This is a genomic window from Frigoribacterium sp. VKM Ac-2530, assembly GCF_015350835.1.
Classification (GTDB): Bacteria; Actinomycetota; Actinomycetes; order Actinomycetales; family Microbacteriaceae; genus Frigoribacterium.
Genome location: NZ_JADKSE010000002.1, coordinates 439,222 through 464,915 on the forward strand (window position 1 = coordinate 439,222; position 25,694 = coordinate 464,915).

General features: G+C 73.4%; 21 protein-coding genes. 5 read left to right on the top strand and 16 right to left on the bottom strand.

The window, feature by feature from the left end; genetic code table 11:
• Positions 1-9: 9 nt before the first annotated feature.
• Entirely contained in the window at positions 10-1,251 is a 1,242-nt protein-coding gene (locus tag ITJ48_RS10955; protein ID WP_194613701.1) for a ThiF family adenylyltransferase, read from the bottom strand.
• Between ITJ48_RS10955 and ITJ48_RS10960 the strand changes: the two genes are divergently transcribed.
• Positions 1,250-2,941 carry a hypothetical protein gene (locus ITJ48_RS10960; RefSeq protein WP_194613702.1) on the top strand — a complete coding sequence of 564 codons (1,692 nt, stop codon included), beginning with the start codon at positions 1,250-1,252 and terminating at the stop codon, positions 2,939-2,941. The two genes, ITJ48_RS10955 and ITJ48_RS10960, sit on opposite strands and share 2 nt — an antisense overlap.
• Positions 2,942-3,033: 92 nt before the next feature.
• Here the strand turns inward: ITJ48_RS10960 and ITJ48_RS10965 are convergent, their stop codons facing one another.
• The 6 genes from ITJ48_RS10965 to rsmI form a co-directional block, all read right to left on the bottom strand.
• On the bottom strand, positions 3,034-3,972 hold the full coding sequence (locus tag ITJ48_RS10965; RefSeq protein ID WP_123548024.1) for a 4-(cytidine 5'-diphospho)-2-C-methyl-D-erythritol kinase: 939 nt from the start codon (positions 3,970-3,972) through the stop codon (positions 3,034-3,036).
• A gap of 13 nt (positions 3,973-3,985) precedes the next feature.
• Entirely contained in the window at positions 3,986-4,375 is a 390-nt protein-coding gene (locus tag ITJ48_RS10970) for a hypothetical protein (protein ID WP_194613703.1), read from the bottom strand.
• 146 nt (positions 4,376-4,521) lie between these two features.
• Positions 4,522-5,361, bottom strand: coding sequence for a 16S rRNA (adenine(1518)-N(6)/adenine(1519)-N(6))-dimethyltransferase RsmA (gene rsmA / locus ITJ48_RS10975; protein ID WP_194613704.1), 840 nt, complete (start codon positions 5,359-5,361; stop codon positions 4,522-4,524).
• Positions 5,361-6,335, bottom strand: coding sequence for a TatD family hydrolase (locus ITJ48_RS10980; RefSeq protein ID WP_194613705.1), 975 nt, complete (start codon positions 6,333-6,335; stop codon positions 5,361-5,363). The genes rsmA and ITJ48_RS10980 overlap by 1 nt, the downstream gene beginning before the upstream one ends.
• Positions 6,332-7,900 (bottom strand): methionine--tRNA ligase, encoded by a 1,569-nt coding sequence (metG, locus tag ITJ48_RS10985; protein WP_194613706.1) that lies wholly within the window; start codon positions 7,898-7,900, stop codon positions 6,332-6,334. The genes ITJ48_RS10980 and metG overlap by 4 nt, the downstream gene beginning before the upstream one ends.
• A 75-nt stretch (positions 7,901-7,975) precedes the next feature.
• Entirely contained in the window at positions 7,976-8,806 is an 831-nt protein-coding gene (gene rsmI, locus ITJ48_RS10990) for a 16S rRNA (cytidine(1402)-2'-O)-methyltransferase (protein ID WP_194613707.1), read from the bottom strand.
• A 68-nt stretch (positions 8,807-8,874) separates the two neighbouring features.
• Between rsmI and ITJ48_RS10995 the strand changes: the two genes are divergently transcribed.
• The 4 genes from ITJ48_RS10995 (at position 8,875) to ITJ48_RS11010 (ending at position 13,590) form a co-directional block, all read left to right on the top strand.
• Positions 8,875-10,590, top strand: a complete 1,716-nt coding sequence (locus tag ITJ48_RS10995; protein ID WP_194613708.1) for a dolichyl-phosphate-mannose--protein mannosyltransferase — start codon at positions 8,875-8,877, stop codon at positions 10,588-10,590.
• 105 nt (positions 10,591-10,695) lie between these two features.
• Positions 10,696-11,988, top strand: a complete 1,293-nt coding sequence (locus ITJ48_RS11000; protein ID WP_194613709.1) for an O-acetylhomoserine aminocarboxypropyltransferase/cysteine synthase family protein — start codon at positions 10,696-10,698, stop codon at positions 11,986-11,988.
• Between the two features lies 1 nt (position 11,989).
• Entirely contained in the window at positions 11,990-12,583 is a 594-nt protein-coding gene (locus ITJ48_RS11005) for a CoA-binding protein (RefSeq protein ID WP_370544888.1), read from the top strand.
• Between the two features lie 131 nt (positions 12,584-12,714).
• Complete coding sequence (locus ITJ48_RS11010) at positions 12,715-13,590, top strand: sulfurtransferase (RefSeq protein ID WP_194613710.1); 876 nt, start codon at positions 12,715-12,717, stop codon at positions 13,588-13,590.
• A gap of 33 nt (positions 13,591-13,623) precedes the next feature.
• Here ITJ48_RS11010 and ITJ48_RS11015 read toward each other — a convergent pair whose 3' ends face one another.
• The 9 genes from ITJ48_RS11015 to ITJ48_RS11055 all read right to left on the bottom strand — a co-directional run bounded on the left by ITJ48_RS11015 (position 13,624) and on the right by ITJ48_RS11055 (position 25,691).
• Entirely contained in the window at positions 13,624-15,678 is a 2,055-nt protein-coding gene (locus tag ITJ48_RS11015) for a thioredoxin domain-containing protein (protein ID WP_194613711.1), read from the bottom strand.
• A 212-nt stretch (positions 15,679-15,890) separates the two neighbouring features.
• Positions 15,891-17,072 carry a bifunctional 2-methylcitrate synthase/citrate synthase gene (locus tag ITJ48_RS11020; protein WP_194613712.1) on the bottom strand — a complete coding sequence of 394 codons (1,182 nt, stop codon included), beginning with the start codon at positions 17,070-17,072 and terminating at the stop codon, positions 15,891-15,893.
• A gap of 73 nt (positions 17,073-17,145) precedes the next feature.
• Entirely contained in the window at positions 17,146-18,045 is a 900-nt protein-coding gene (gene prpB / locus ITJ48_RS11025; protein ID WP_194613713.1) for a methylisocitrate lyase, read from the bottom strand.
• A complete protein-coding gene (locus ITJ48_RS11030; RefSeq protein ID WP_194614432.1) occupies positions 18,045-19,700 on the bottom strand; it encodes an MmgE/PrpD family protein in 1,656 nt (551 codons plus the stop codon). Before ITJ48_RS11030 ends, prpB begins: the two co-directional genes overlap by 1 nt.
• Before the next feature lie 13 nt (positions 19,701-19,713).
• Positions 19,714-20,730: an EamA family transporter gene (locus tag ITJ48_RS16705; protein ID WP_194613714.1), complete on the bottom strand. Its 1,017-nt coding sequence runs from the start codon at positions 20,728-20,730 to the stop codon at positions 19,714-19,716.
• Between the two features lie 60 nt (positions 20,731-20,790).
• Positions 20,791-22,431 (bottom strand): long-chain fatty acid--CoA ligase, encoded by a 1,641-nt coding sequence (locus tag ITJ48_RS11040; RefSeq protein WP_194613715.1) that lies wholly within the window; start codon positions 22,429-22,431, stop codon positions 20,791-20,793.
• Between the two features lie 116 nt (positions 22,432-22,547).
• Positions 22,548-23,474, bottom strand: a complete 927-nt coding sequence (locus tag ITJ48_RS11045) for a carbohydrate ABC transporter permease (RefSeq protein WP_370544889.1) — start codon at positions 23,472-23,474, stop codon at positions 22,548-22,550.
• A gap of 13 nt (positions 23,475-23,487) precedes the next feature.
• Positions 23,488-24,399, bottom strand: a complete 912-nt coding sequence (locus ITJ48_RS11050) for a carbohydrate ABC transporter permease (RefSeq protein WP_194613716.1) — start codon at positions 24,397-24,399, stop codon at positions 23,488-23,490.
• Positions 24,399-25,691 (bottom strand): sugar ABC transporter substrate-binding protein, encoded by a 1,293-nt coding sequence (locus ITJ48_RS11055; RefSeq protein WP_194613717.1) that lies wholly within the window; start codon positions 25,689-25,691, stop codon positions 24,399-24,401. Before ITJ48_RS11055 ends, ITJ48_RS11050 begins: the two co-directional genes overlap by 1 nt.
• Positions 25,692-25,694: the final 3 nt, after the last annotated feature.

The following is a 25,694-nucleotide window of genomic DNA, read 5'->3' on the forward strand; positions in this document are numbered from 1 at the left end:
CAGCGCTCGTCAGGGGCGGGCGGCCGAGGAGGCGCGCAGCTGCCAGCCGAGCATGCCCCCGTCGAGCACGGCCACGTCGAACCCGTCGGCGACGAGCAGCTCCGCGGCCGCCCGGGCGCGCGGGCCACGGGCGCAGTACGCGATGACGGGGAGCTCCGGGTCGAGCTCGGGCCTCTGACGGGTGCGGACCCCGAGGCCCGCCGCGAGCACGTCGCCCGGGAGGTGCGCGAAGTCGTGCTCGTCGGGCTCGCGCACGTCGAGCAGGGTGAACGCCGCCTCGCCGGCGTCCCGTGCGGCGAGCAGCTCGGCGAGCTCGTCGGCGGACACGTCGGGGCTGCGGGTGCCGCGGGGCTGGTCGGCGAGCGGTGTCGGCGAGCCGGCCCGCGCCTCCTCGTGCCCGTCGCGCAGCGCCCCGGCGGCGCTGGCCGTCCGCGCCTCGTTCGCCGCCGCCCGCTCCCGGGCCCGGTGCGGAGCACGCCGGAGGCGGCTCTCGCGCCACGAGGCCGAGCCCGCGTCGATCGTCACGACCCGGCCGAGCAGGGGCTCGCCGACGCCGGTGACGAGCTTGACGACCTCGCTGGCCATGACCGAGCCGACGGTGCCGCAGAGCGGCCCGAGCACCCCGACGTCGGCGCAGGACTCGTCCCAGCCGCCCGACGGCGGCGACGGGTGCAGGTCGCGGTAGTCGACGTCGCGGCCGTCGGGCGCGGCGTCCCAGAAGACGCTGACCTGGCCGTCCAGCCGGGCCACGCTGCCCCAGACGACGGGCAGCCCCCGGGCCGCGGCCTCGTCGGCGACGACGTAGCAGGTGTCGAACGAGTCGCTGCCGTCGACGACGACGTCGTACCCGTCGAGGATCGCGGCGGTGTCGGCCGAGAGCCGGACGGGGTGCACGACGACGTGCGTCTCCGGGGCGGTCGCCCGCACGCGCTCGGCGGCGATCCGCGCCTTCGGCAGGCCCACGTCCCCAGGTCCGAAGAGCACCTGACGCTGTAGGTTCGACCGGTCGACGACGTCGTCGTCGGCCACTCCCAGCGTCCCCACACCCGAGGCTGCGAGATATTGGACAGCCGGAGATCCCAGACCGCCGGCGCCGACGACCAGCACGCGAGCCGCGCGCAGTCGGGCCTGGGCCTCGAGGCCGAAGCCCGGCAGCCGCACGGTGCGCGACCAGCGCTCGTCGGTCTCGTCCCCGGCCACCGGCCCCGACGAGCCCGACGCGACCGAGACGAGAGGGGGCAGTGACGACATGGCAGACCTCCGGAGAACGGCCGCGGACGACACGACCCCGCCCACAGTAACCCGCGACGCGGAGCCCGAGCAGCCGCCGACGCGCTCGTCGCCCGCGCGCCTCCGGGGCCGTCGCCACACCGACGCGGTGCTGATCGGCGTGCTCGCCACGCTGGTCTCCGGCGCCTTCCTCTGGGTGCCGTCGGTCTGGTACGACGAGGCGGCGACGGTCGTCTCGGCCACCCGCACCTGGGGCCAGCTCTGGGCCATGATCCACACCGTCGACCTCGTGCACGCCGCCTACTACGCGTTCATGCACCTCTGGTTCGACGTGTTCCCGTACTCGCCCACGTCGCTGCGGGTGCCGAGCGCCCTCGCCACCGGCGTCGCGGCCGGCCTCACGGTGTCCCTGACCCGCATCCTCGTGGACCGGCGCACCGCCGTCGTCGCGGGCCTGCTCTTCGTGCTGCTGCCGCGCGTGACCTGGATGGGCGGCGAGGGCCGCTCGTACGCCCTCTCGGCGCTCTTCGCCGTCGCGCTCACGCTGGTGCTCGTCGTGGCCGCACGACGCACCGCCGAGGACGGCCACGCCCGCACCCGCCGGTCGATCACGCTCTGGTGGGTCGGCTACGCCCTGCTCGCCGTCGTCGCCTGCGCCTTCTTCCTCTACATCGCGCTGCTCGTCGTGGGGCACGCCCTGACCATGCTCGTCCGCGTGCTGCGCGACCGCCGCGACCACGCGGCCGAGCGCGCGGCCGTCGACGAGTGGGCACGCACGGGCGCCGTCGCCGTCGTGCCCGCGTCGGGCGCCACCTCCGTGCGGTCGTCGCGCCGGGCGCTGCTCGGCTGGTTCGCCGGGGCCGGGGTCGCCGGCCTGGCGAGCCTGCCGCTGGCCTGGTTCATCGCCTCGCAGAACAGCCAGGTCAGCTGGATCGAACGGCCGAGCTTCAGCACGCTCCGCGGTGTGCTCGTGACGCAGTGGTTCCAGGGCAACGAGAACTTCGCGGTCTTCGCGCTCGTCTGCGCCGGGGCGACCCTCGTCGTGCTGTCGCTCCGCCTCGTGCCCGCCGCCCGCGGCTTCGCCGAGGTCGTGCTGCCGTGGATGGTCGTGCCGACCGTCGGCCTCGTGGGCGTCTCCCTCGTCGTCGACCCGCTGTACTCGCCGCGCTACCTGACCTTCGGCACGCCCGCCATCGCGATGACGATGGCCGTCGCCGTCGCGGCGATCCCGTGGCGTCGCGTGATCGCGCTGGTGCTGCTCGTCGCCGTCGTGCTGACCTCGCCCACGTACGTCGAGCAGCGACAGCCCGAGGCGAAGGACTCGTCCGCGTGGGACCAGGTCGCCGACCTCGTCGCCGGCGAGCGGGCGACCGAGGCCCCCGGCACCCGCGAGGGGGTCGTCTTCGGGCCCGTCCGACGCCACCCCAAGGCGACGTCGCGCATCATCCAGGACACCTACCCCGAGGCCTTCCGCGGCATGTCCGACTTCACGCTCGAGACGCCCGGCTACGAGACCGACGGCCTCTGGGAGACCCAGTACCCGCTCGGCGACGTGCTCGACCGCACCGACGACCTCGACGTCGTCTGGCTGATCACGAGCGACAAGCAGGACTGGCGGCCTCGCGTCACCGAGCAGCTCGGCGCGGTCGGCTTCACGCTCGACCAGGAGTGGGGCCTCACCCGCACCAACGTGCTCAAGTTCACGCGCTGAGCCGACGCGAGCCGAGGAGGCGCGGGTCGGCCGTCCGGACCAGGCCGGGCCTCCGAGGGCGCGAGCGTCGAGCGGCGCCCCGGCCGCGCCTCCTAGTCGGTGATGACGCGGGCGCCGTGCACGGGCCCCGTCGCCCGCACGACGGTGAGCCGGGCCGCGCTGAGCGCGATCTGCAGCTCGAGGGCCCCGTCGAGGTCGGGTGCGAGGAAGGCCACGGTCGGCCCGGAGCCCGAGACGATCCCGGCGAGGGCGCCGTTGCCCTCGCCGAGCTCGAGCACGCGGCCGAGCCCCGGCTCGAGGTGCAGCGCGGGCGCCTGGAGGTCGTTGTGCATCACGTCGGCGAGCAGCTCGGCGTCGCCGGCGCGCAGCGCCTGCAGCACCCCGGTGTCGACGACGGGCTGGCGCACCGGGGAGATGTCGCTCGAGTGGCGCAGCCGGTGCTCGTCGAGCTCGCGGTAGACCGTCGGCGTCGACAGCCCGAAGTCGGCCAGGGCCAGCACCCACTGGAACTGCCCCTTGGCGAGCGCGGGGCTGAGCTCGTCGCCGCGGCCGGTGCCGACGGCGGTGCCGCCCGCGAAGGCGAAGGGCACGTCGGCCCCCAGCTCGGCGGACAGCTTGAGCAGGTCGTCGCGGCCGAGGCCCGTGCCCCACAGGGCGTCGCAGGCCAGCAGCGTCGCGGCCGCGTCGGCCGAGCCGCCGCCCATGCCGCCCGCGACGGGGACCGCCTTCTCGATGCTCAGGTCGACGCCGCCCCGGTAGCCGGTGGTCGTCGCGAGGAGGCGGGCGGCACGCACAGCGAGGTTGCTCTCGTCGGTCGGCACCCCCGAGACGTCGACGCCGGGGCCCGCGGTCACCCGGACCGTGAAGTCGTCCGCCTTGCGCGCCCGCACGTCCTCGTACAGCGACACCGCCTGGTAGGCCGTCGCGAGCTCGTGGTAGCCGTCGTCCTGCAGGTCGCCGACGGCGAGGAACACGTTGATCTTGCCCGGGGCACGGGTGTGGACCACGGTCGGGCCGGCCACGGAGCTCATGGTCCCAACCTAGTCAGTTCTGTCGGTCCCCCATGACCCGGAACGCCCGGATCAGGGCCTCGCGGGCGGGCTCGACCCGCTCGGGCAGCCGGAGCCGGCTCTGCGCGAGGGTGACGACGCACGTGCCGCCGGCGCCTGGCGAGACGGTGAGCTCCAGGCGCACGTCGCCCTCGAGGCGCCACAGCGCGGTCGGGTGGCCCGCCGTTCGGCTGGTCGCCTCGGGGTCTCCCCCGGCGAACGGGGCGAAGCGCTCGACGCCGAGGTCGAGCAGCTCGAGCGGCTCGCCGCGGAGGCTGCGGCTGACCGCCACCGAGAAGGTCCCGTCGTCCTGCTGCCCGGGCAGGGGCATGCCGCGCGCCTGCTCGTAGCGGACCGTGATCGACTGCGCCCACCACTCAGGCACCTCGTGCTCGTCGACGAGGAGGCGCGCGATCTGGGCATGGGACAGTCGCGTCGCGCCCGCCCCGTCGAGCAGGGCGAGCCACTGCTCGCTGCTGCGCCCCGTGCCCGAGGCCAGGCGGGCGTCGCTGATGGTGGCCGGGCGACGGCTCAGCGCGTCGCCCGTGCCAGTGCCAGGAAGTCGTCGACGGTCAGCTGCTCGCCGCGCTCGGTCGGCGACAGGCCGGCGGCCTCGAGCGCGTCGGAGGCGGCGGCCGACGAGCCGTAGACGCTCGACAACGACTGCCGCAGCATCTTGCGGCGCTGCTGGAACGCGGCGTCGACCAGCTCGAAGACCGCGAGGCGTTCTTCTTCGGTGCCCCGCGCCTCCTTCCGGTCGAAGGCGACGAGGATGCTGTCGACGTTCGGCACGGGCCAGAAGACCTGGCGGCTGACCTGGCCGGCCGTGGAGAACTCGCCGTACCAGGCCGCCTTGATGCTCGGCGAGCCGTAGATCTTCGAGCCGGGCTCGGCAGCGAGGCGGAGCCCGACCTCGGCCTGGACCATCACGAGGCCGCGCGTGAGCGTCGGGAAGTGCTCGAGGAAGTGCAACAGCACCGGCACGCTGATGTTGTAGGGCAGGTTGGCGACGAGGTGCGTCGGCTCCGAGGGGAGATCGACGACGCGCATGGCGTCGTCGACCACCACCGAGAGGTCGGCCGCGGGCTGCAGCAGAGACACGGTGGTCGGCAGCTGCGCGGCGAGGCGCTTGTCGATCTCGACGGCGACGACGTCCGCGCCCGCCTCGAGCAGGCCGAGCGTGAGCGAGCCGAGGCCGGGCCCGATCTCGACGACGGAGGTGCCGGCCGACACCCCGGACGCGGCGACGATGCGCCGCACCGTGTTGGCGTCGTGGACGAAGTTCTGGCCGAGCTTCTTCGTCGGCTGGATGCCCAGCAGGTCGGCGAGGTCGCGGATCTCGGCGGGGCCGAGCAGGGTCGAGCGCGACATCAGCCCTCGACCGTCACGGGCTCGTCGGTCCACGAGCCGTAGACCAGCTCGGTGTTCGACGAGATCTGCGCCGCGAGCATCGAGACGTCGGTGCCGATGGTCTCGGCCATCGACCGGAGCGTGTGCGGGATGAGGTACGGCGCGTTCGGCCGGCCGCGGAACGGCGTCGGCGTGAGGTAGGGCGCATCCGTCTCGACCATGACCAGGTGGCGGGGCAGCTGCACGAGCGCCTCGCGGATCGGCGCGGCGTTCTTGAAGGTGACCGTGCCGGCGAACGAGGCGTACCAGCCGTTCTCGGCGAGGATGCTCGCCAGCTCGGGACCGCCGCTGAAGCAGTGGAACACCGTCCGCGCCGGGGCGCCGAGCTCGAGCAGCAGGTCGACGACGTCGTCGTGCGCGTCGCGGTCGTGGATCTGCAGGGCCAGGTCGTGCTTCTTCGCGATCTCGACGTGCCGGGCGAACGACTCGAGCTGCGCGTCGCGGCCCTCGGCGCCCGTGCGGAAGAAGTCGAGGCCCGTCTCGCCGACGGCGCGGACGCGAGGGCGGGCGGCCAGCTCGTCGATCTCGTCGAGGGCGTCGGCCAGCTCGCCGCGGGCCGCCAGCAGCGGTGCCTCGTTCGGGTGGATCGCGACGGCGGCGAGCACGCGCGGCTCGCGGGCGGCGATGTCGGCCGACCACCGCGACGTCTCGAGGTCGGTGCCGACCTGCACGACGCCGCGGACGCCGACGCTGGAGGCGCGGTCGAGGTGCTCGCGGTAGTCCAGCGCGTTCTGACCGTCGGCGATCTCGAGGTGCGTGTGGTTGTCGTACACGGGCACGACGAGCGCCTGCGGGCTCGGCGGGTATGTCAGGTCGCGGGTCTGCCCGCCCGACTCGGTGGAGGAGCGGTGACGGACGTGCGAGGGCGTCGCGTCGCCGCTGCGCTCTTCGGTGCCGCGTCCGTCGCTGCTCCCGCTGCCGCGCTCGTCGCTCATGCGGCCGGCTCGGGCTGCTCGATGCGCGGGAAGAGCCCGGCCGCGAGCGGCTGGACCGTCGGGGCGCTCGACCACTCGGCGGCGCGGTCGACGGGCTGGCTGGTGAGCTCGCCCTGGCCGATCGCCTCCCACAGGGTGCGGGTCGCAGTGGGCATGAACGGCGACAGCAGCACCGTGAGCGTGCCGAGGCCGCGGAGGGCGGTGGCGAGCACGGTCGCGAGGCGCTCGCGCTGGTCGTCCTTCTTGGCGAGGGCCCAGGGCTCCTGCTCGGTGATGTAGCCGTTGAGGACGTCGACGAGCTCCCAGATCGACGAGAGCGCCTCGTTGATGGCGAAGCGGTCCATCGCTGCGTCGGCGGCGGCCGTGACGCGCAGCTCGGTCTCGCGGACGGCGAGGTCGGCAGAGGTCAGCTCGCCCGCGACGGGGACGGTGCCGTCGAAGTAGCGGGTGATCATGGCGATGACGCGCGAGGCCAGGTTGCCGAAGCCGTTCGCGAGCTCGGCCTGGTAGCGGGCCGAGATGTCCTCCCACGAGAAGTTGCCGTCCTGGCCGAAGGTGATGGCGCGCATGAAGTAGTAGCGGAACGCGTCGGCGCCGAAGACGTCGGTGATCTGCTGCGGCGCGATGCCGGTCAGCTTCGACTTGGACATCTTCTCGCCGCCGACGAGCAGCCAGCCGTGGCCGAAGACGGCCTTGGGGACGGGCAGGCCCGCGGCCATCAGCATGGCGGGCCAGATGACGGCGTGGAACCGCGCGATGTCCTTGCCGACGAGCTGCACCGCCGGCCAGCGGCGGTCGAACTGCTCGTCGTCGACGCCGTAGCCGATGGCCGTGACGTAGTTGAGCAGCGCGTCGAACCAGACGTAGACGACGTGCTCCTCGTCCCACGGGACCTTGACTCCCCAGTCGAACGTCTGACGCGAGATCGACAGGTCGCGAAGGCCCTGCTTGACGAACTGCACGATCTCGTTGCGGACGTTCTCGGGCTGCACGAAGTCGGGCTGCGACTCGTACAGGTCGAGCAGGCGCTGCTCGAAGTCGCTCATGCGGAAGAAGTAGTTGCTCTCCTTCAGGAGCTCGACGGGCTTCGAGTGGATCGCGCAGACCTGCTCGCCCTCGAAGGCCCCGGTGCCGTCGACGAGGTCGCCCGGCTGCTTGTATTCTTCGCAGCCGACGCAGTAGAAGCCCTCGAACTCGCCCTGGTAGATGTAGCCGTCGTCGTGGAGCTTCTGCAGGAACCGCTGCACGCCCTTCTCGTGGCGCTCGTCGGTCGTGCGGATGAAGTCGTCGTTGCTGATGTCGACGGTCTCGAGCAGCGGCTTCCAGGACTCGGTGACGAGCTTGTCGGCCCACGCCTGCGGCGTCACGTCGTGGCTGGTCGCGGTGCGGAGGATCTTCTGGCCGTGCTCGTCCGTGCCGGTGAGCAGCCACGTGTCGTCGCCGCGCTGGCGGTGCCAGCGGGCGAGCACGTCGGCCGCGACCTCGGTGTAGGCGTGGCCGATGTGCGGCACGTCGTTGACGTAGAAGATGGGCGTTGCGATGAAGAAGGAGTCGCCGGCGGGCATGGGGACCATCTTAGGTGCGGCCGCCGACGCCGTGACGCGGCCCGCGCCTCCTCGGCTGCCCCCCACGCCGAGGGCTCAGGAGGGGCGGGGCGCCTTCGCCGCGAGGGCCGCCTGGTAGAGGTCGCGACGGGAGAGGCCGGTGGCGGCCGCCACGTCGGTCGAGGCCTCCTTGAGCCGGGTCCCGTCGGCGACGAGGGCCTGGACCTGCGCGAGGCCCGCCGCCAGGTCGAACTCGCGCTCGGGGGCGCCCTCGACCACGACGCAGATCTCGCCGCGCACGCCCTCGGCCGCCCAGGCCGCGAGCTCGGAGGCGGAGCCGCGCCGCACCTCCTCGTGCAGCTTGGTCAGCTCGCGGCACACGACGACGCGACGATCGGCGCCGAGCGCCGTGACCACGTCGCCGAGCGAGTCGCCGAGACGGTGCGGCGACTCGAAGAAGACCATCGTGCGGCGCTCGTCGGCGAGGGCCCCGAGCACCCGGAGGCGGTCGCCCTGCTTGCGCGGCAGGAACCCCTCGAAGCTGAACCGGTCGGTGGGCAGGCCGGAGACGGCGAGCGCGGTGAGCACGGCGGACGGGCCGGGGATCGCCGTGACGGTGACGCCCGCGGCCGCGGCCGCCTCGACGAGGGGGAACCCCGGGTCGCTGATCGCGGGCATGCCCGCGTCCGTGAGGACGATCAGGTCGGCCGTCCGGGCCAGCTCGACGAGCTCAGCCGCCTTCTCGCGCTCGTTGTGCTCGTGCAGGGCGATCAGGCGGGGGCGGTTCTCGACCCCCAGGGCGCGCATGAGGTGGATGGCGGTGCGGGTGTCCTCCGCGGCGACGACCTCGGCGTTCGTCAGGGCCTCGACCAGCCGCCGGGAGGCGTCGCCGAGGTTTCCGATGGGGGTGGCGGCGAGGACGATCACCCGCCCATTGTCCCCTGGCCGGGCCGTCGCCGCCGACGAGCCCGATGCGGGCCGAATACGATGGCCGGATGAGCAGCCAGGGCGATCGGGAGTTCGACGCCCTGCTCGACACCGGGACGGCCGCAGAGCGCGTCGCCCCGGCTGAGCCCGGCGAACGGGTCGACCTCGAGGCTGCCACCGGAGGCGCGACGAGCGACGCGGCCACGGCTCCCGTCGCCCCCCGTCCGCTGCTCCGGATCGACGCGTGGTGGGGCCGCCTCCTCTCGACGCCGGCCCGACGCCGCGCCTGGGCCTGGGGCGGACCGCTGGTCGTCACCCTGCTCGCCGCCGCGCTGCGCCTCTGGGACCTCGGCCGGCCCGGCACCCTCGTCTTCGACGAGACCTACTACGTCAAGGACGCCTGGAGCCTCTGGAACCTGGGCTACGAGGGCTCGTGGCCGAGCGACTACGACGCCGCGTTCGCGGCCGGCGGGGCGGACGGCTACCTGGCCGCCCCCTCCTTCGTGGCCCACCCTCCCCTCGGCAAGTGGCTGATCGGCCTCGGCATGTGGGCCTTCGGGCCCGACGACCCGGCCGGCTGGCGCATCAGCACGGCGGTCGCGGGCATCGTCGCCGTGGCGCTCGTCGCCGTGATCGGCACGTACCTGTCGCGCTCGACGCTGGTCGGCACGCTCGCGGGCTTCTTCATGGCGATCGACGGTCACGCGATCGTGATGTCGCGGGTGGCGCTGCTCGACAACTTCGTCATGGTCTTCGGGCTGCTCGCCTTCGGTGCGGTGCTGCTCGATCGGCGGCAGAGCGCGAGGGCGCTCGACGCCTGGCTCGCGAGGAGGCGGGCCGCCGGCCGCGACACCGCGTGGGGCCCGTCGCTCTGGGGCCGCCCCTGGCTGGTGACGGCCGGACTGCTGTGCGGCCTCGCGACGGGCGTGAAGTGGAACGGCCTCTACTTCCTTGCCGTGTTCGCCGTCTACACGGTCGTCGTCGACGTGCTCGCGCGTCGCCGGGCGGGCGTCGAGTTCTGGCTCTCGGGCACGCTGTTCCGCCAGGCGCCGGTGAGCTTCCTGCTCACGGTGCCGATCGCCGTCGTCGCCTACGTCGCGAGCTGGACGGGCTGGTTCGTCACCGACGGCGGCTACTACCGCAACTGGGTGGCCGAGGGAGGCGAGCGCTGGTCGGGCGTGCTCGCCTGGGTCCCCGACACGGTGCAGAACTGGTGGCACTACGAGGCCGGCGTCTACGCCTTCAACGTCGGGTTGCACACCCCGCACTCGTACGCGGCCAACCCGTTCGGCTGGCTGCTCATGCTGCGGCCCACGAGCATGTACTACCAGGGGCTGGACCAGGGCCAGGGGGCCTGCGAGGTCGCCCGCTGCGGCATGGCGATCACCTCGATCGCGAACCCGTTCATCTGGTACGCGGCCGTCGCGGCCTGCGCGTACCTCGCGTACCGCCTCGTCTGCCGCCGCGAGTGGCAGGTCGGGGCCGTGCTGGTCGGCATCGCCGCGGGCTACCTGCCCTGGCTGGCGTTCTCGGGTCGGACGGTCTTCCAGTTCTACACGATCGCCTTCGAGCCCTACCTGCTGCTCGGGCTGGCGGGGGTGCTCGGCATCGTCCTCGGCCGGCGGACGGACCACCCCGACCGACGGCTGAGCGGGATCGTCGTGACGGGCATCGTGGTCGTCGTCTCGATCGCCGTGACCGTGTTCTTCTACCCGCTCTGGACGGCGCAGCTCGAGGACTGGGAGTTCATCCGGCTGCACTACTGGATCCCCAGCTGGAAGTAGCGTCGCCTCCGGTCGTCCCTCCCCGCCGAGGAGGCGCGGCTCGTCCTGTGAAGCCGCGTTACGTCACGAGGCGTCCTGTGACGACCAGCGGCTAGCGTGGCCCGCATGGCAGATCGTGACTACGGCTTCCGCACGCGTGCGATCCACGCGGGCAACGTCCCCGACTCGGCGACCGGGGCGCGCGCGCTCCCGATCTACCAGTCGAGCGCCTTCGTGTTCGACGACACGGAGGACGCGGCGGCGCGGTTCGCGCTGCAGAAGTACGGGAACATCTACAGCCGCCTGGCCAACCCGACCACCGCCTCCTTCGAGGAGCGCGTGGCGAGCCTCGAGGGCGGCCTCGGCGCGGTCGCGACGTCGAGCGGCCTGAGCGCGCAGTTCATCACCTTCGCCTCGCTGGCCGGCGCGGGCGACCACATCGTCGCGAGCGCCGCCCTCTACGGCGGCTCGGTGACGCAGCTCGACGTGACCCTGCGGCGCTTCGGCGTCGAGACGACCTTCGTGCAGTCGAGCGAGCCCGCCGACTACGCCGCGGCGATCACCCCCGCGACCAAGCTGCTCTTCGTCGAGACGGTCGCGAACCCCTCCGGCGAGATCGCCGACCTCGAGGGCCTCGCCGAGGTCGCGCACGCCGCCGGGATCCCGCTGATCGTCGACTCGACCATCGCGACCCCCTACCTGAACCGGCCGATCGAGTGGGGCGCCGACGTCGTGATCCACTCGGCGACGAAGTTCCTCGGCGGGCACGGCACCACCCTCGGCGGCGTGGTCGTCGAGTCGGGCCGCTTCGGCTGGGACAGCGAGCGGTTCCCGCTCTTCGACCAGCCCGTGCCGAGCTACGGCGGGCTCAACTGGTCGGGCAACTTCGGCGAGTACGCGTTCCTCACCCGTCTGCGGGCCGAGCAGCTCCGCGACATCGGGCCGGCGCTGGCGCCGCACTCGGCGTTCCTGCTGGCGCAGGGCGTCGAGACCCTGCCGTTCCGGATGCGCGCGCACGTCGAGAACGCGCGCGAGGTCGCCGAGTGGCTCGACGCCGACCCTCGCATCGAGCGCGTGCGCTGGGCCGGGCTGCCCGGGCACCCGCACCACGAGCGCGCGCAGAAGTACCTGCCCGAGGGCCCCGGCTCGGTCTTCACCTTCGAGCTCGCCGGCGGACGCGCCGCCGGCAAGACGTTCATCGAGTCGGTCGAGCTCGCCAGCCACCTGGCCAACATCGGCGACGCGAAGACGCTCGTCATCCACCCCGGGTCGACGACGCACGCCCAGCTCAGCGAGCAGCAGCTCGTCGACGCCGGAGTGCTGCCGGGCTCGGTCCGCATCAGCGTCGGAATCGAGGACGCCGCCGACATCATCGACGACCTCGACCAGGCGCTCCGCGCCGCGACGAAGGAGGCGTGACGTGAGCACCAGCACCGGCACCGGCACGGGAAGCGACACCGTCACCACCCAGCTGGCCAACGGGCGCACCTGCGAGCTGCCGTCGAGCTCGCCCCTCGCCAAGCTGCTGAAGTCACAGCGCACCTGGGTCGGGCCGGACGCCCGTGCGCGGCAGGCCATCCTCCGTTCCGCGAAGAGCGTCGCGATCGTGGGCGCCTCGCCGAACTCGACCCGCTCCTCCTACTTCGTCGGCACCTACCTGCAGCAGTCGAGCGACCTGCGCGTCTACTTCGTGAACCCGCGGGCGGACGTGATCCTCGGCGAGAAGGCCTACCCCGACCTGGCCTCGCTGCCCGAGGTGCCCGACATCGTCGACGTGTTCCGCAAGGCGAGCGACATCCCGTCGGTCGTCGACGACGTGCTCGCGAGCGGGGCCCGCACCATCTGGGTGCAGCTCGGCATCTGGAACGAGGAGGCGGCACGGTACGCCGAGGAGAAGGGCCTGACCGTCGTCATGGACCGCTGCATCAAGGTCGAGCACGCCCGGTTCAACGGAGGCCTCAACCTGATGGGCTTCGACACCGGCGTCATCTCGTCGCGCCGCTCGGGGCGCTGAGAACGGTCGCGGCCGGCCCGGACGGCCGCCCGCCCGGGCGGACGTCGTGACGGACGTCGTGACGGATGCTCATGACGCCGTGTGAACGGACCGCAGGCTCGATGACGGGGGCGGGCGCTACGGTGGCCCGCATGTCCCCCGTCATCACCTCCCCCCTCGTCTCCAGCCAGTGGGTGGCCGACCACCTCGGCGCCGACGACATGGTCGTGGTCGACGTCTCGGTGCTCCCCGTGCGCGACCGCGACGGCGAGGCGACCGGCCGGTTCACCACCGGCCGCGGCGAGTACCTCGAGCAGGGGCACGTCCCCGGGGCCGTGTTCGGCGACCTCATCCACGACCTCAGCGACGACCGGGCGGCCCTCCCGTTCACCCGGCCCGACGTCGAGCGCTTCGCCGAGGCCGCGGGCGCGCTGGGCATCGCCGCCGGCACGACGGTCGTCGCCTATGACTCGTCGGGCGGCCCGTGGGCCGCCCGGCTCTGGTGGCTGCTGCGCGCGGCCGGCCACGACGACGCGGCCGTCCTCGACGGGGGCTTCTCCGCCTGGGCTGCCGAGGGGCGTCCCGTCGACGTCGGCGCCGTCGAGCCCGAGCCGTCGGTGTTCGTCGCGCACGAGCGTCCCGGGGTGTGGGTCGACAAGCCCTTCGTCGAGGCCGTGGTGCGCGGCGACGAGCGCGCGGCGCTCGTCTGCGGCTCGCCCCGTGCCGAGTTCGACGGCGTCGCAGGCGCACGTCCCCGGCTGGGCCACATCCCCGGCAGCGTGAACGTGCCGTCGACCGAGCTCGTCGACGACGCCCTGCACTTCGCCGAGCCCGCGCAGCTCGAGGCGGCGTTCGCGCCGGTCCTGACGGCAGAGAAGGTCGTCGTCTACTGCGGCCAGGGCATCGCGGCCAGCGCCGACGCGCTCGCCCTGGTGCTCGTCGGGCACGACGACGTCGCCCTCTACGACGGCTCGCTCGACGAGTGGACGGGCGACGACGACGCACCGCTCGAGGCGCTCGCGGCCTGACCCCTCCGCTGCGCGGCTCGCTCGCGGCCTGCCCTACTCGTCTCGAGCCTGAGACCGGGCCTGCTCGGCGAGGTCCCGGTCGAGCTCCTCGACGCCGGTCACGGGCAGCCGGCAGACGAAGTCGTGGCAGAGGTACGCGGTCGCGTGGCCCCGCACGGCGGTGCGCCCCGCGAAGAGCTCGAACCCCGCGTCGGCCAGCGCGACGGCGGAGTCCTCGTCGACCACACCCACCAGGACACCGGGGCCCAGGGTGCGACGAGCTCGCCCTCCCAGGTCGATCGCTCCCGGCTGCGGCTCCTCCGCTGCGGCCGAGAGCTCGTCCTCGACCTGGGCCGCGACGGCCGGCGTGACGACGGACGGCTCGACGACCAGGAGCTGCGTGGACGGCGCGGCGAGCTCCGCGAGCAACGAGAACGTCGTCCCGTACGCGACGGGCGAGTCGAGCGCCGCGTCGGCGGCAGGTCCGACGGCCCGCTCCGCAGCCCGGCGCCACCGCGCGTCGCCCGTGAGCCGGTGCAGCGTGAGCGCGGCGACCGCCGTCGCGGCGACCCCGGACGGGTAGGCGCCCTCGGACGGGTCGGCCGCGAGCGCCGTCCCCTGTGACCTCAGCACGGGGTCCGGCCCCGCCGGCGCCGCGAAGGGCGCGCGCCCCTCCTCGTCCACCAGGCAGGCCGCCAGCAGCGCCCTCGCGGCGACGGCGTAGCGGGGCAGCCCGGTGGCGAGCGTCAGCTGCAGCAGGCCCTCGGCGAACATGCCGTGGTCCTCGAGGGTGGCCACCGCCTCCGACACCCCGGCCGACGAGGAGGCGCGCAGCAGCCGCCCGTCGGAGGTCACGTGCTCGTCGAGCAGCACGTCCGCGGCCCCGCGTGCGGCCGCCACCCAGTCCGGGCGGTCGTGTCGAGCGCCGGCCTCGGCGAGGGCCGCGATCGCCAGGCCGTTCCAGCCCGTGAGCACCTTGTCGTCGACGGGCGGCGCCTCGTGGCGAGCGCGCTCGGCGGCGTCCAGTGCGTAGAACCCGCCCTCCACACGGCGACCGTCGATCGTGCTCTCCGAGTCCTGAGCGGAGCCGAAGGCACCGCGCGGCGTGCGGAGACGAGCGAGCAGGAACCCCGCGATGCTCGCCGCGACCTCGAGCGGTCCGGGGGCGGTCGCAGATCCGCGACCCGCACCTCCTGCGGTCTCGTCCGTGCCGTCGCTGACGGTGTCGGTGTCGGTGTCGGTGTCGGCAGGCTCGAGCAGGGCCAGCCGCGAGTACGCGGTCAGCAGCAGCGCGTTGTCGTACAGCATCCGCTCATAGTGGGGATCGCCCCAGTCACGCCGGGTCGAGTAGCGGAAGAATCCGCCCTCGACCGGGTCGCGCAGCGGCGACGCCGCCATGCGCCGCAGGGTCCGGGAGGCGAGGGCGAGTGCCGCGCGGTCGCCCCCGGCGCCGAGCCCGAGCAGTGCGAGCTGGGCCGGCGCGACGGGGAACTTCGGGGCGCCGCCGAACCCGCCGTGCTCGACGTCCTCGGCGGCGGCGACGCGGGCGGCCGCGTGCGACAGCGCCGCGGCCGGGGGCAGCTCGACCGAGCCGGTCGCAGGAGGCGCGGGCTGCGCCGCCAGCGCCGCCGCCACTCCGCGGGCGGTCGCGTCCACCTCGCCGCGGCGGCTCGTCCACGCCTCGGTGACGGCGTCGAGCACCTGCCGGAACGCCGGGTGGTCCTGGACCGGCTGCGGCGGGAAGTACGTGCCGGCGAAGAACGCCTGGCCGGCAGGAGTCGTGAAGACGGTGAGCGGCCAGCCGAGCTGGGGGGTGAAGGCGGAGGCGGCGGCCAGGTAGCTGGAGTCGACGTCGGGGTGCTCCTCGCGGTCGACCTTGATCGCGACGAACCGCTCGTTCAGGTGCGCCGCGAGCTGCGGGTCGCTGAAGCTCTCACGGGCCATGACGTGGCACCAGTGACAGGTCGAGTAGCCGATCGAGACGAGCACGGGGACGTCGCGCCGGACTGCCTCCGCGAAGGCCTCCGGGCCCCACGGCCACCAGTCGACGGGGTTGTCGGCGTGCGAGCGCAGGTAGGGGCTGACGGCGTCGGCGAGTCGGTTCGTCATGCCTCCACGCTAGGCGCGTGCGCCGAGGTGCGCCGAGGTGCGCCGAGGTGCGGCGCGGCACGGGCCCCGTCTTCCTCGTCGATGAACCGCGTTCCGAACCATGAACCGCGTTCTTTCGCGGTTCATGGTTCGGAACGCAGTTCGCCGGAACATCCACAGCGTGCGGCGTACGGCGTACGGCGTACGGCAGCAGCAGCGTGCGGCGGGTGCGGCTAGCCGCGCGACGGCACGTCGCGCAGCGCCGGGCCGTCGTAGTGCGACAGCGGCCGGATCAGCGAGTTCGCCTCGCGCTGCTCGATGACGTGGGCGCTCCAGCCGAGCACCCGCGAGGCGACGAAGAGCGGCGTGAAGACAGCCGTGTCGAAGCCCATCAGGTGGTACGCGAAGCCCGACGGCCAGTCGACGTTCGGCTTCAGCCCCTTGCGCTCGAGCACCCCGGCGGCCAGCGCGTCGTAGACGGCGGCGAGCTGGTCGACCCGGAAGTCGCCGGAGGCGCGGGCCCGGTCGACGAGGCCGGCCAGCGCCTCCTCCATGGTCGGCACCCGGCTGTCGCCGTTCTTGTAGACGCGGTGCCCGAAGCCCATGATCTTCTCGCGGCGCGAGAAGGCGCCGTCGAGCCAGGCCGCGGCGCCGTCGGCACCGCCCTCGTCGGCGACCCGGACGAGCAGCTCGAGGGCGGCCTCGTTCGCCCCGCCGTGCAGCGGGCCCTTGAGGGCGCCGACCGCGGCCACGATCGACGAGTGCAGGTCGCTCAGCGTCGACGCGACGACCCGTGCCGTGAAGGTCGACGCGTTGAACGAGTGCTCGGCGTAGAGCACCATCGACGTGTCGAACGCCCGGACGTCGAGGTCGTCGGCCTCGCGCCCGAACACCTGCCGCAGGAAGTCGGCGCTGTAGCCCAGGTCGTCGCGGGGCGCCACGGGAGGCAGGTCGCGCCTCCTGCGCTGGTCGTAGGCGATGACCGCGGGCAGGGCGCCGAAGAGCCGCGTCGCGAGTCGGCGGGTGGCGGCCGGGTCGTGCACGCCGGGCGCGCCGCTCGGCTCGGGCTCCGCGGCGCCGAGGGCGCTGATCGCGGTGCGGACGACGTCCATCGGGTGCGCAGAGGTCGGGATCAGGTCGATGACGTGCTGCAGCCCCGGCGCGAGGGGGCGCGCGGCCCGCAGCTCGGCGTCGAAGGCGGACCGCTGCTCCGGCGTCGGCAGCTCGCCGTGCAGCAGGAGGAACGCGACGTCCTCGATCTCGCACGAGGCGGCGAGCTGCTGCACCGGGTAGCCGCGGTAGAGCAGGGAGTTGCTGGCCGCGTCGACCGACGAGACCGCGGTGCGGTCGACGACGACCCCGGCCAGGCCCTTGTGCAGCTCGGGCGCGGGAGGTGCGGTGAGGGTGTCGCTCATGGTCACTCCTTCGTGAGGTGAGGCGAGGTGCGTCGGCGGCGGTGCCGGCAGGTGGTGCGGGTCGTGCTCCGGCTCAGCGCTCGACCGTGAAGTCGAACACGCCGCCGTCGAAGGCAGAGTAGCCCTCGTAGTCGACGAGGTCGTAGAGGTCGGCGCGGTGCTGCATGCGGTCGAGGAGGCGCGCCTGGGTCCCGGTCGCGGCGAGCTCGTCGAGCCCGCGCCCCGCCTCGCCCATCGCGAGACGCAGCAGCGTCACCGGCCAGATCACCATCCGCACCCCCGCGCTCCGCAGCTGCTCGGTCGTGTGCAGCTCGCCCTTGCCGAACTCGGTCATGTTCGCGAGGACCGGCACGTCGACCGCCTCGGCGACGGCCTCGAACTCGGCCAGGCCGGTCAGCGCCTCCGGGAAGATCGCGTCGGCGCCCGCGTCGACGAGCGCCTTCGCTCGGTCGACGGCGACGTCGAAGCCCTCGACCGCGCGCACGTCGGTGCGGGCCATCACGAGGAAGTCGGGGTCACGGCGCCCCTCCACGGCGGCGCGGACCCGCTTGACGGCCGTGTCGAGGCCGACGACCTGCTTGCCGTCGAGGTGGCCGCAGCGCTTGGGGTTCACCTGGTCCTCGACGTGCAGGCCGGCGAGCCCGGCGTCCTCCATCGTCTGCACGGTGCGGGCGACGTTCATCGGCTCGCCGAAGCCCGTGTCGGCGTCGACGAGCGTCGGCAGGTCGGTCATCCGCGCGATCTGGCCGGCCCGGGTCGCGACCTCGGTCAGGGTCGTGAGACCGATGTCGGGCAGCCCGAGGTCGGCCGCGACGACCGCGCCCGAGACGTAGACGCCCTCGAAGCCCTTCCGCTCGATCAGCCGCGCGCTCAGCGGGTTGAACGCACCGGGCAGGCGCACGAGCCGGTCACCGGCGAGCGCCTCGCGGAGCCGGCGCCGCTTCTCGACCGGGGTCGTCGTCGAGTACAGCATCAGAACAGCCCGTCGGGCGAGGCCGCGTCGGCCTGGTCGAGCGTGCCCGCCGGGGGCGTGAGCGTCAGCCCGGCGAGCTCGTGCGGCTCGAGCGAGCGGAGGCGCGTCGCCAGCCCCAGGAACCGCTCCACCTCCTCCTGGGCGAGCACCCCCTCGGCCAGCGTGCGGAACTTCCGCACGTAGTCCTCCCGCGCGAAGGGGCGTGCGCCGAGCGGGTGCGCGTCGGCGACCGCGATCTCGTCGACGAGCCGTGACCCGTCGGTGAACTCCACCTCGATGCGCCCGCCGAACGCCTTCTCGGCCGGGTCGGCGGAGTGGTAGCGCCGGGTCCACTCGGCGTCCTCGGCGGTCGTGATCCGCCTCCAGAGCTCGACCGTGTCGGGGCGCTGCGCGCGCTCGGGCGCGTAGCTGCGCTCGTGGTGCCACTCGCCGTCCTGCAGGGCGACGGCGACGATGTACGGGATGGAGTGGTCGAGCGTCTCGCGGCTGGCGGTCGGGTCGTACTTCTGCGGGTCGCCGGCGCCCGAGCCGATCACGACGTGCGTGTGGTGGCTGGTGTGCAGGACGATGCTCCGCACCGCGGCCGGGTCGCGCAGCTCGGGCCGTTCGCGTCCGAGACGGCGGGCGAGGTCGATCCAGGCCTGGGCCTGGTACTCCGCCGAGTGCTCTTTCGTGTAGCTGTCGAGGATCGCGCGCTTCGCCTCGCCGGGTCCGGGCAGCGGCACGGAGTAGCGCGCGTCGGGGCCGTCGAGCAGGCGGGCGACCACGCCGTCCTCCCCCTCCCAGATCGGGCTGGGGCTGGTCTGGCCACGCAGCGCCCGGTCGATCGCCTCGATCGCCTGCTTGCCGGCGAAAGCGGGCGCGTAGGCCTTCCAGGTCGAGATGAGGCCCTTGCGCGACTGCCGCGTGGCCGTCGTCGTGTGCAGCGCCTGGGCGATCGCCTGCGCGGTGCGCTCGACGTCGAGGCCGAGCAGCGCCGCGATGCCGCCGGCCGCGCTCGGGCCGAGGTGCGCCACGTGGTCGATCTTGTGGGCGTGCAGGCTGATCGCGCGGGCGAGGTCGATCTGCAGCTCGTAGCCGGCCGCGATGCCGCGGACGAGCTGCTCGCCGTCGGCGCCGACGTGCTGCGCGACGGCGAGCACGGGCGGGATGTTGTCGCCGGGGTGCGAGTACTCGGCGGCGAGGAACGTGTCGTGGTAGTCGAGCTCGCGCACGGCGACGCCGTTCGCCCACGCCGCCCACTCGGGCTGGACGCGCAGCTCGGGGTCGAGGCCGAAGACGGTCGCGCCGGCTCGGGGGCTGCGGGCGTCCGAGCTGGCGATGCCGGCCGGCCCCGCAGCGTGCAGGGTGCTCTCCGGGCGGTCGGCCGTGTCGGCGGGGCTGCCGCCGTGTCCGCTCGCGCCGGGGCCGGCTCCGGCGTGCCGGGCGCGGTGCTGCAGCCGCGCGGCGGCCTGCGCCCGGGCCGCGGCGACGGGCGCACGACCGAGGCTCGCGACGGCGACGGCCGCGTTGTCGATCACGCGGTTGACCACCATCTCTGCCACGTCGTCGTCGACCGCCACGGGGTCGACCGCGACCGAGGCCAGCCGGTGGGCCAGCTCGTCGTGCCGCGCGAGCGGGTCGTCGGAACGGTGGACGTGCACGTCGATGAGCATCACGCGACCCACCCTAGGCGTCCGAGCCGACCGCCCGTCGAGGGGCGTCGGGCTCCGGCGGCCTCGTCGTCGGCGGCGTCGGCCGCGTCGGCCGCGACGTCGGCCGCGACGTGACGACGGCCGCGACCCCGGCGAGGACGAGCGCGAGGCCGAGCCACCCCGGCGGGGCCAGCCGCTCCCCCACGACCAGCACCGCGAGCAGCGTCGCGACGACGGGCTCGAGCAGCGTGACCGTCGTCGCCCGCGAGCTGGACACGGTGCGGAGGCCGGCCCCGAACAACAGGTACGCCACGAACATCGGCCCGAGCGCGAGATAGAGATGCACGCCGACCGAGCTGCCCGTCTGAACGATCGGCGCCCCCGTCAGCAGCAGCACCGGCAGGAGGACGACCGCCCCGACGCCGAACTGCGCGGCCATCGAGCCGCGCGAGCTGTGCCCGAGATCGAGGAGGCGGCCCGCCGTGTACGTGTAGGTCGCGTACGCGAGACCGGCCAGCAGGCCGAGAGCGACCCCGGCCAGGAACGTCGAGCCCGGCCCGGACGTCGCCGACGTCGCGGCCGCCGACGCCTCGACGCTGCCGGGCGACCCGGCGTCGGTCGACCCGCCGTGCCCGAACGCCGCGAGCAGCGCCACCCCCGCGACGGCCGCGCCGGCCGAGGCCGCCCAGCGCCGGTCGAGCCGTCGCCGGCGCGCGGCCGGGTCGAGCAGCCGCTCGAGCAGCGCCGCGAAGAGCGGTGCCGTCCCGAGCGAGACCACGTTGCCGACGGCGACCCCGGCCAGGGACATCGACGAGTAGAACGCGAGGGGGTACGCGACGACGGCGAGCGCTCCCGGGACGATCCAGCGCCAGGAGGCACCGCCTCCTCGGAGCACCGCCGCGGCCTGCCTCGGCGCCGTCAGCGCGAGGAGCAGGCCACCGACGCACATGGTCGCCGCGCCCGTCGCGAGCGGGCTGACCGACGCGGGGAGCAGGCTCGCCGCCGTGCCGGTGGTGCCCCAGAGCAGTGCCGCGAGCACGATGCCGATCACGCGCCGATCGTATCGACCCCGCCGGAGGCTTCGGGCGGGACGTGCCGGGGGCGCGAGCGGTCAGGACGGCGTGACTGCCGCCTCCTGCGCCCCGAACCGCGCGACGAGGTCGCGCTTCAGCACCTTGCCGCTCGGACCGAGGGGCAGCGCGTCGACGACGTGCACCACGCGGGGGAACTTGTACGCGGCGATCTCGTCCGAGACGAAGGCGACCAGCTCCTCGGGCGCGACGGTCGCGCCGGCGCGCAGCACGACGGCAGCCTCGATCTCCTGCCCGTGCGTCTCGTGCGGCACGCCGAAGACCGCGGCCATGGTCACGTCGGGGTGCTGGGCGAGCACCTCCTCGACCTGGCGCGGGTACACGTTGTAGCCGTTGCGGATGATCATGTCCTTGGTCCGGTCGACGACGGTGAGGTAGTCGTCGTCGTCCTTGGTGCCGAGGTCGCCGGTGCGGAACCAGCCGTCGACGATCGCCTTCGCCGTGTCCTCGGGCCGGTCGAGGTAGCCGTTCATCAGGTTGTGGCCGCGGACGACGATCTCGCCGATCTCGCCGTGCGGCAGCAGCACGATCCTGTCCTCGACCGACGAGTCGGCGACCTCGACGTCGACGCCCCAGATCGGGGTGCCGATGGTGCCGGGCCGCGGGGGCCGTCCGACGTGGTTGAAGGTCGCCACCGGCGACGTCTCGGTCAGCCCGTAGCCCTCGTGCACCGGGGCGCCGTAGACCTGCTCGAACTTGGCCAGCACGGCGAGCGGCAGGGAGGCGCCGCCCGAGATCGCGTACCGGAGCGGCGGTCGCGCCTCCGACCGCGTCGCGGCGTCGAGCAGGGCCATGTACATCGTCGGCACTCCCATGAACACCTCGCAGCCGTGCTCGACCATGGCCGCGAGCGCCGCGTCGCCGTCGAACTTCGGCAGCATGACGATCGTGGCGCCGGCCCGGAACCCGGTGTTCATCGTGCAGGTCTGCCCGAAGGTGTGGAACAGGGGCAGGGCGCCGAGCAGCACGTCGCCCCGTCGCATGTCGAAGGTGCTCATGAGGTTCGTGTCGACCTGCTGCAGCAGCGCGAAGTGCGAGCCCTCGGCGCCCTTCGGCTGGCCCGTGGTGCCGCTCGTGTAGAGGATCGTCGCCGTGTCGAACGGGTGCCGCGGCACGTAGGTCGTCAGCGGCTCGGCCTCGGCGGCGAGCGACTCGAGGCGGTCGGGCGCCGGGGGCACGACGGCCGTGCCGGCGTCGGTCGCCGGAGGCGCGAGCACCGTCACGACGTCCACTCCCGCCAGCTGCGCCCCGGCCGCGCCCTCGGCCAGGAGCGGCGCCGCGCAGACGAGCAGCGACGAGCCGCTGTCGCCCAGCACGTACTCGATCTCGTGGCGCTTGAGCAGCGCGTGCACGGGCACGACGACGGCCCCGAGCGCGAGGGTCGCGTAGTAGACGCGGGCGAAGTCGGCGACGTTCGGGACGAGCATCGCGACGCGGTCGCCCTCGCCCACGCCACGGGCACGGAGGGCGCCGGCGTAGGCGAGCGACTGCTGCCAGAGCTCGTGGTAGGTGGTGCGCTGCGGGCCGACGACGACGGCGACGTCGTCGGGGTACCGGGCGGCCGCCTCGCCGAGGATGGCGGCGACCGAGGCCGTCGCGTGGCCGGTGGGGGTGGAAGGGCCGGTGGCTGGTGCGTTCGTGACTGTGGTCTTCGAGGTCATGCCGGGTGTGCTCCGTCTCCGTTGACGAGTGGTGATCCTGGTCGGATCATACGGCGCACCGCCGGGAGCCCGGCCGGGACCCGGGTCGGATCCCGGCCGGCCCGTGCACCTCGCCGCTACCGCACCCCGCTGCGGACGAAGCCCTGCACGAAGAACCGCTGGAACGCCAGGAAGAGCGCCACCATCGGCACCACCGAGATGACGGCGAGCGCCATGATCCCGTTGTAGTCGGGGTTGGTCTGGCCCTTCAGGTAGAGCAGCCCGACGGGCAGCGTGTAGAGGTCCGGGTCCTTGAGGGCGATCAACGGCCAGGCGAAGTCGTTCCAGCTGCCCAGCAGGGTCAGCAGCACGAGCACGGCGACCAACGGACCGCTCAGCGGCAGGACGATGAGGGTGAACACCCTGATCGGGCCGGCGCCGTCGAGGCGGGCGGCCTCGATCAGCTCCTGGGGGATGCCGAGCATGAACTGTCGCGCGAGGAACACCCCGAACGCCGTGGCTGCCGACGGGAGGATCACCGCCCAGTAGGTGCCGTAGATCTCGAGCCCGTTCACCAGCCGGAACTGGGCCACCATGATCGCCTGCACGGGGATCATCAGGGTCGCGAGGAACACGAGGAACACCGCCGTGCGCCCGACGAAGCGGAGCTGCGCGAAGGCGTACCCGGCGAGCAGGCTCACGACGACCGTCAGCACGGTGACGAAGACCCCGATGACGATCGAGTTGCCGAACCACGCACCCACGGGGTACCGCTCGAGCACGCGTTCGAAGTTCTCCAGGGTCAGGGAGCTGGGCAGGAGGCGGAGGCCGCGTCCGAAGACCTCGCCCCGCGGCGAGAACGCCACGACGAGCATCCACACCAGCGGGAACGCGACGACGACGGACGCCACGACGGCGACGACGGTGCGGAGGGCGACGAAGCCGCCGCGGCGACGTGGTCGCCTGCGCGGGGCACGGACGCCGGCGACGCGCTCGGCGCCGCGGACGGTGCTGCGGGGTGCGCCGGCCGCGGGCGCGTCGGCGAGGGACTGGGGCGTGGTCACGATCGGGTCCTCGTCATTCCGTGAGGTCGCGGGTGCGGTTGGTGCGCCACTGCACGACGGTGAAGGCCAGCGTCACGACGAGGATCACGACGCCGAGCGCGGCGCCGTAGCCCTGCTCGCGGATCTGGAAGCCGTTGCGGTAGGCGTAGGTGCCGAGCACCGACGTGGAGTAGCCGGGGCCGCCGCCCGTGAGCACGAAGACGAGGTCGAAGACCTGGAACGACGCGATCACGTTGAGCACCAGCAGGAAGAACGTCGACGGCCCGACGAGCGGCACGGTGATCGAGCGGAAGCGCTGCCAGGCACCGGCGCCGTCGAGCTCGGCGGCCTCGTACAGCTCGGGCGAGACGGACTGGAGGCCCGCCAGGTAGATGATCATGTTGAGGCCGACGCGCAGCCAGATCATCGTGACGATGACCGAGACCATCGCGAACGCGCCGTCCGACTGCCACGGCACCGACCCGAGTCCGAGGGCGCGCAGCACCTTGTTGACGAGGCCGTTCGCCTCGGTGAACAGGATGACGGCGATCATCGCGCTGGCGACGCCCGAGACGACCATCGGCAGCACGAGCATCGTCCGCCAGGTGCGCCGCCCGGGCAGGACGCCGTCGAGCAGGACCGCCAGCCCCAGTCCCAGCGCCATCTCGATCGGCACGGTGACCACGGTGAAGAGCACCGTGTTGCCGAGCGTCTGCCAGAAGACGGGGTCGGCGACCATGCGGGCGTAGTTCGCCCCGCCCACCCACTCGGGGTCGCCGAAGCCGCGGGTCTCCTGGAACGACAGCTGCACGGCCCAGAGGATGGGCACGAGCAGGAACACCGACAGCAGCACCAGGTTCGGCCCGATGAAGGCCCAGCCGACCAGGTTCTCCCGGAGGCGGGCGGCGCGTCGTCCGGGACGGCGCGCACCCGGCAACGTCGTCATCAGTCGGTGGCCTGGCCGACGGCCTCGTCCAGGGCACTCAGGGTGTCGTCGACCGACTGCCCCTGGGTGAACGCCGCCTCGAGCTGGTCCTGCATCGCGACGGTGATCTCGGCGAGGTACGGCGAGGTCAGCTGCTTCACGTCGCTCGGCTCGATGGTCGTGGCCTGGTCGACGAAGACCGGCATCACGTCGGGCCGCACGGCGAAGTCGATCGAGGAGGCGTCGATGTCGGTCCGGGTCGGCAGCTCGTTGGTCGCGGCGCAGAACTCGGTCATCGCGTCGGCCGAGGCCATGAAGTTCAGGAACTCGGTGGCGAGCTCGCCCTGGTCGGTGTCGGCCGTCGCGACGAGGGCGTTGCCGCCGAGGTCGGTCGCGCCGCGCTCGTCGACGGGCATCGGCACGGCCGTCCAGTCGAAGTCGGTGTCCGCGAGCTCGGGCACGAGGAACGACCCGACGAACGCCATGGCCGTCGTCTGCTCGCTGAACTCCGTGTCGGCGAACGTCGTCGACTTGACGCTGCTGCTCGGCGCCACCCACCCCTGCTCGAAGAACGACTGGGTGAAGCCGAGCGCCTCTGCTGCCTCGGGCGAGTCGATCTCGCTCGTCGTCCCGTCGTCGGCGAGCAGGGCGCCGCCGGCCTGGAACAACCAGCTGAGCCAGCGCGGCGTGCCGCCCTGCTGCCAGTTCACCCCGAACGGGTACTGGTCGGCGGGGAGGCTCGCGCGGAGCTTCGTCGCGACCTCGCCGAACTCGTCCCACGTCCAGGCGTCCGCCTGGCTCGTCGGCAGGTCGGTGATGCCGGCCGCGGCGAGCAGCTCGGTGTTGACGAGCAGCGCGGAGACGTCGGTCTGGTGCGGCACGCCGTAGGGCGCGCCGTCGTACGAGACGGCCTCGAGCATCGCGGGCTGGAACGAGTCCTCGTCGTCGATCTGGCCCGTGAGGTCGAGCAGCTGGCCCTGGCTCGAGTAGACGCCGAGGTTGCCGTAGTCGACGCGGAACACGTCGGGGGCGTCGCCCGTCGAGAGCTGCGCGTCGATGTTGGAGAACATCTGGTCGTAGGGCACGACCTTGAGGTCGACGGTCGCGCCGTCGTGCTCGCTCTCGAACTGGGCCACCAGCTTCTCGAAGCTGTCCTGCTCGGACTCGCTGGCCCAGGTCGTGAAGGTGAGGGCGCCGTCGGCGCCGTCGTCGCCGCCGCCCGTGAAGCCGCTGCAGCCGGAGAGCCCGGCGGCGAGGGCGAGGGTGGCCGCGGCCGCGGCGGTCGTGCGTCGGGTGGTGCGTCGGGTCGTCATGTC

Bases quoted from the DNA above. Each gene is read 5' to 3' on its own strand.
- ITJ48_RS10960 (WP_194613702.1), top strand. From the start codon at position 1,250: ATGGCAGACCTCCGGAGAACGGCCGCGGACGACACGACCCCGCCCACA.
- ITJ48_RS10955 (WP_194613701.1), bottom strand. From the start codon at position 1,251: ATGTCGTCACTGCCCCCTCTCGTCTCGGTCGCGTCGGGCTCGTCGGGG.
- ITJ48_RS10965 (WP_123548024.1), bottom strand. From the start codon at position 3,972: ATGAGCTCCGTGGCCGGCCCGACCGTGGTCCACACCCGTGCCCCGGGC.
- rsmA (WP_194613704.1), bottom strand. From the start codon at position 5,361: ATGTCGCGCTCGACCCTGCTCGGCCCCGCCGAGATCCGCGACCTCGCC.
- ITJ48_RS10980 (WP_194613705.1), bottom strand. From the start codon at position 6,335: ATGAGCGACGAGCGCGGCAGCGGGAGCAGCGACGGACGCGGCACCGAA.
- metG (WP_194613706.1), bottom strand. From the start codon at position 7,900: ATGCCCGCCGGCGACTCCTTCTTCATCGCAACGCCCATCTTCTACGTC.
- ITJ48_RS10995 (WP_194613708.1), top strand. From the start codon at position 8,875: ATGAGCAGCCAGGGCGATCGGGAGTTCGACGCCCTGCTCGACACCGGG.
- ITJ48_RS11000 (WP_194613709.1), top strand. From the start codon at position 10,696: ATGGCAGATCGTGACTACGGCTTCCGCACGCGTGCGATCCACGCGGGC.
- ITJ48_RS11010 (WP_194613710.1), top strand. From the start codon at position 12,715: ATGTCCCCCGTCATCACCTCCCCCCTCGTCTCCAGCCAGTGGGTGGCC.
- ITJ48_RS11015 (WP_194613711.1), bottom strand. From the start codon at position 15,678: ATGACGAACCGACTCGCCGACGCCGTCAGCCCCTACCTGCGCTCGCAC.
- ITJ48_RS11020 (WP_194613712.1), bottom strand. From the start codon at position 17,072: ATGAGCGACACCCTCACCGCACCTCCCGCGCCCGAGCTGCACAAGGGC.
- prpB (WP_194613713.1), bottom strand. From the start codon at position 18,045: ATGCTGTACTCGACGACGACCCCGGTCGAGAAGCGGCGCCGGCTCCGC.
- ITJ48_RS11030 (WP_194614432.1), bottom strand. From the start codon at position 19,700: ATGCTCATCGACGTGCACGTCCACCGTTCCGACGACCCGCTCGCGCGG.
- ITJ48_RS11040 (WP_194613715.1), bottom strand. From the start codon at position 22,431: ATGACCTCGAAGACCACAGTCACGAACGCACCAGCCACCGGCCCTTCC.
- ITJ48_RS11050 (WP_194613716.1), bottom strand. From the start codon at position 24,399: ATGACGACGTTGCCGGGTGCGCGCCGTCCCGGACGACGCGCCGCCCGC.
- ITJ48_RS11055 (WP_194613717.1), bottom strand. From the start codon at position 25,691: ATGACGACCCGACGCACCACCCGACGCACGACCGCCGCGGCCGCGGCC.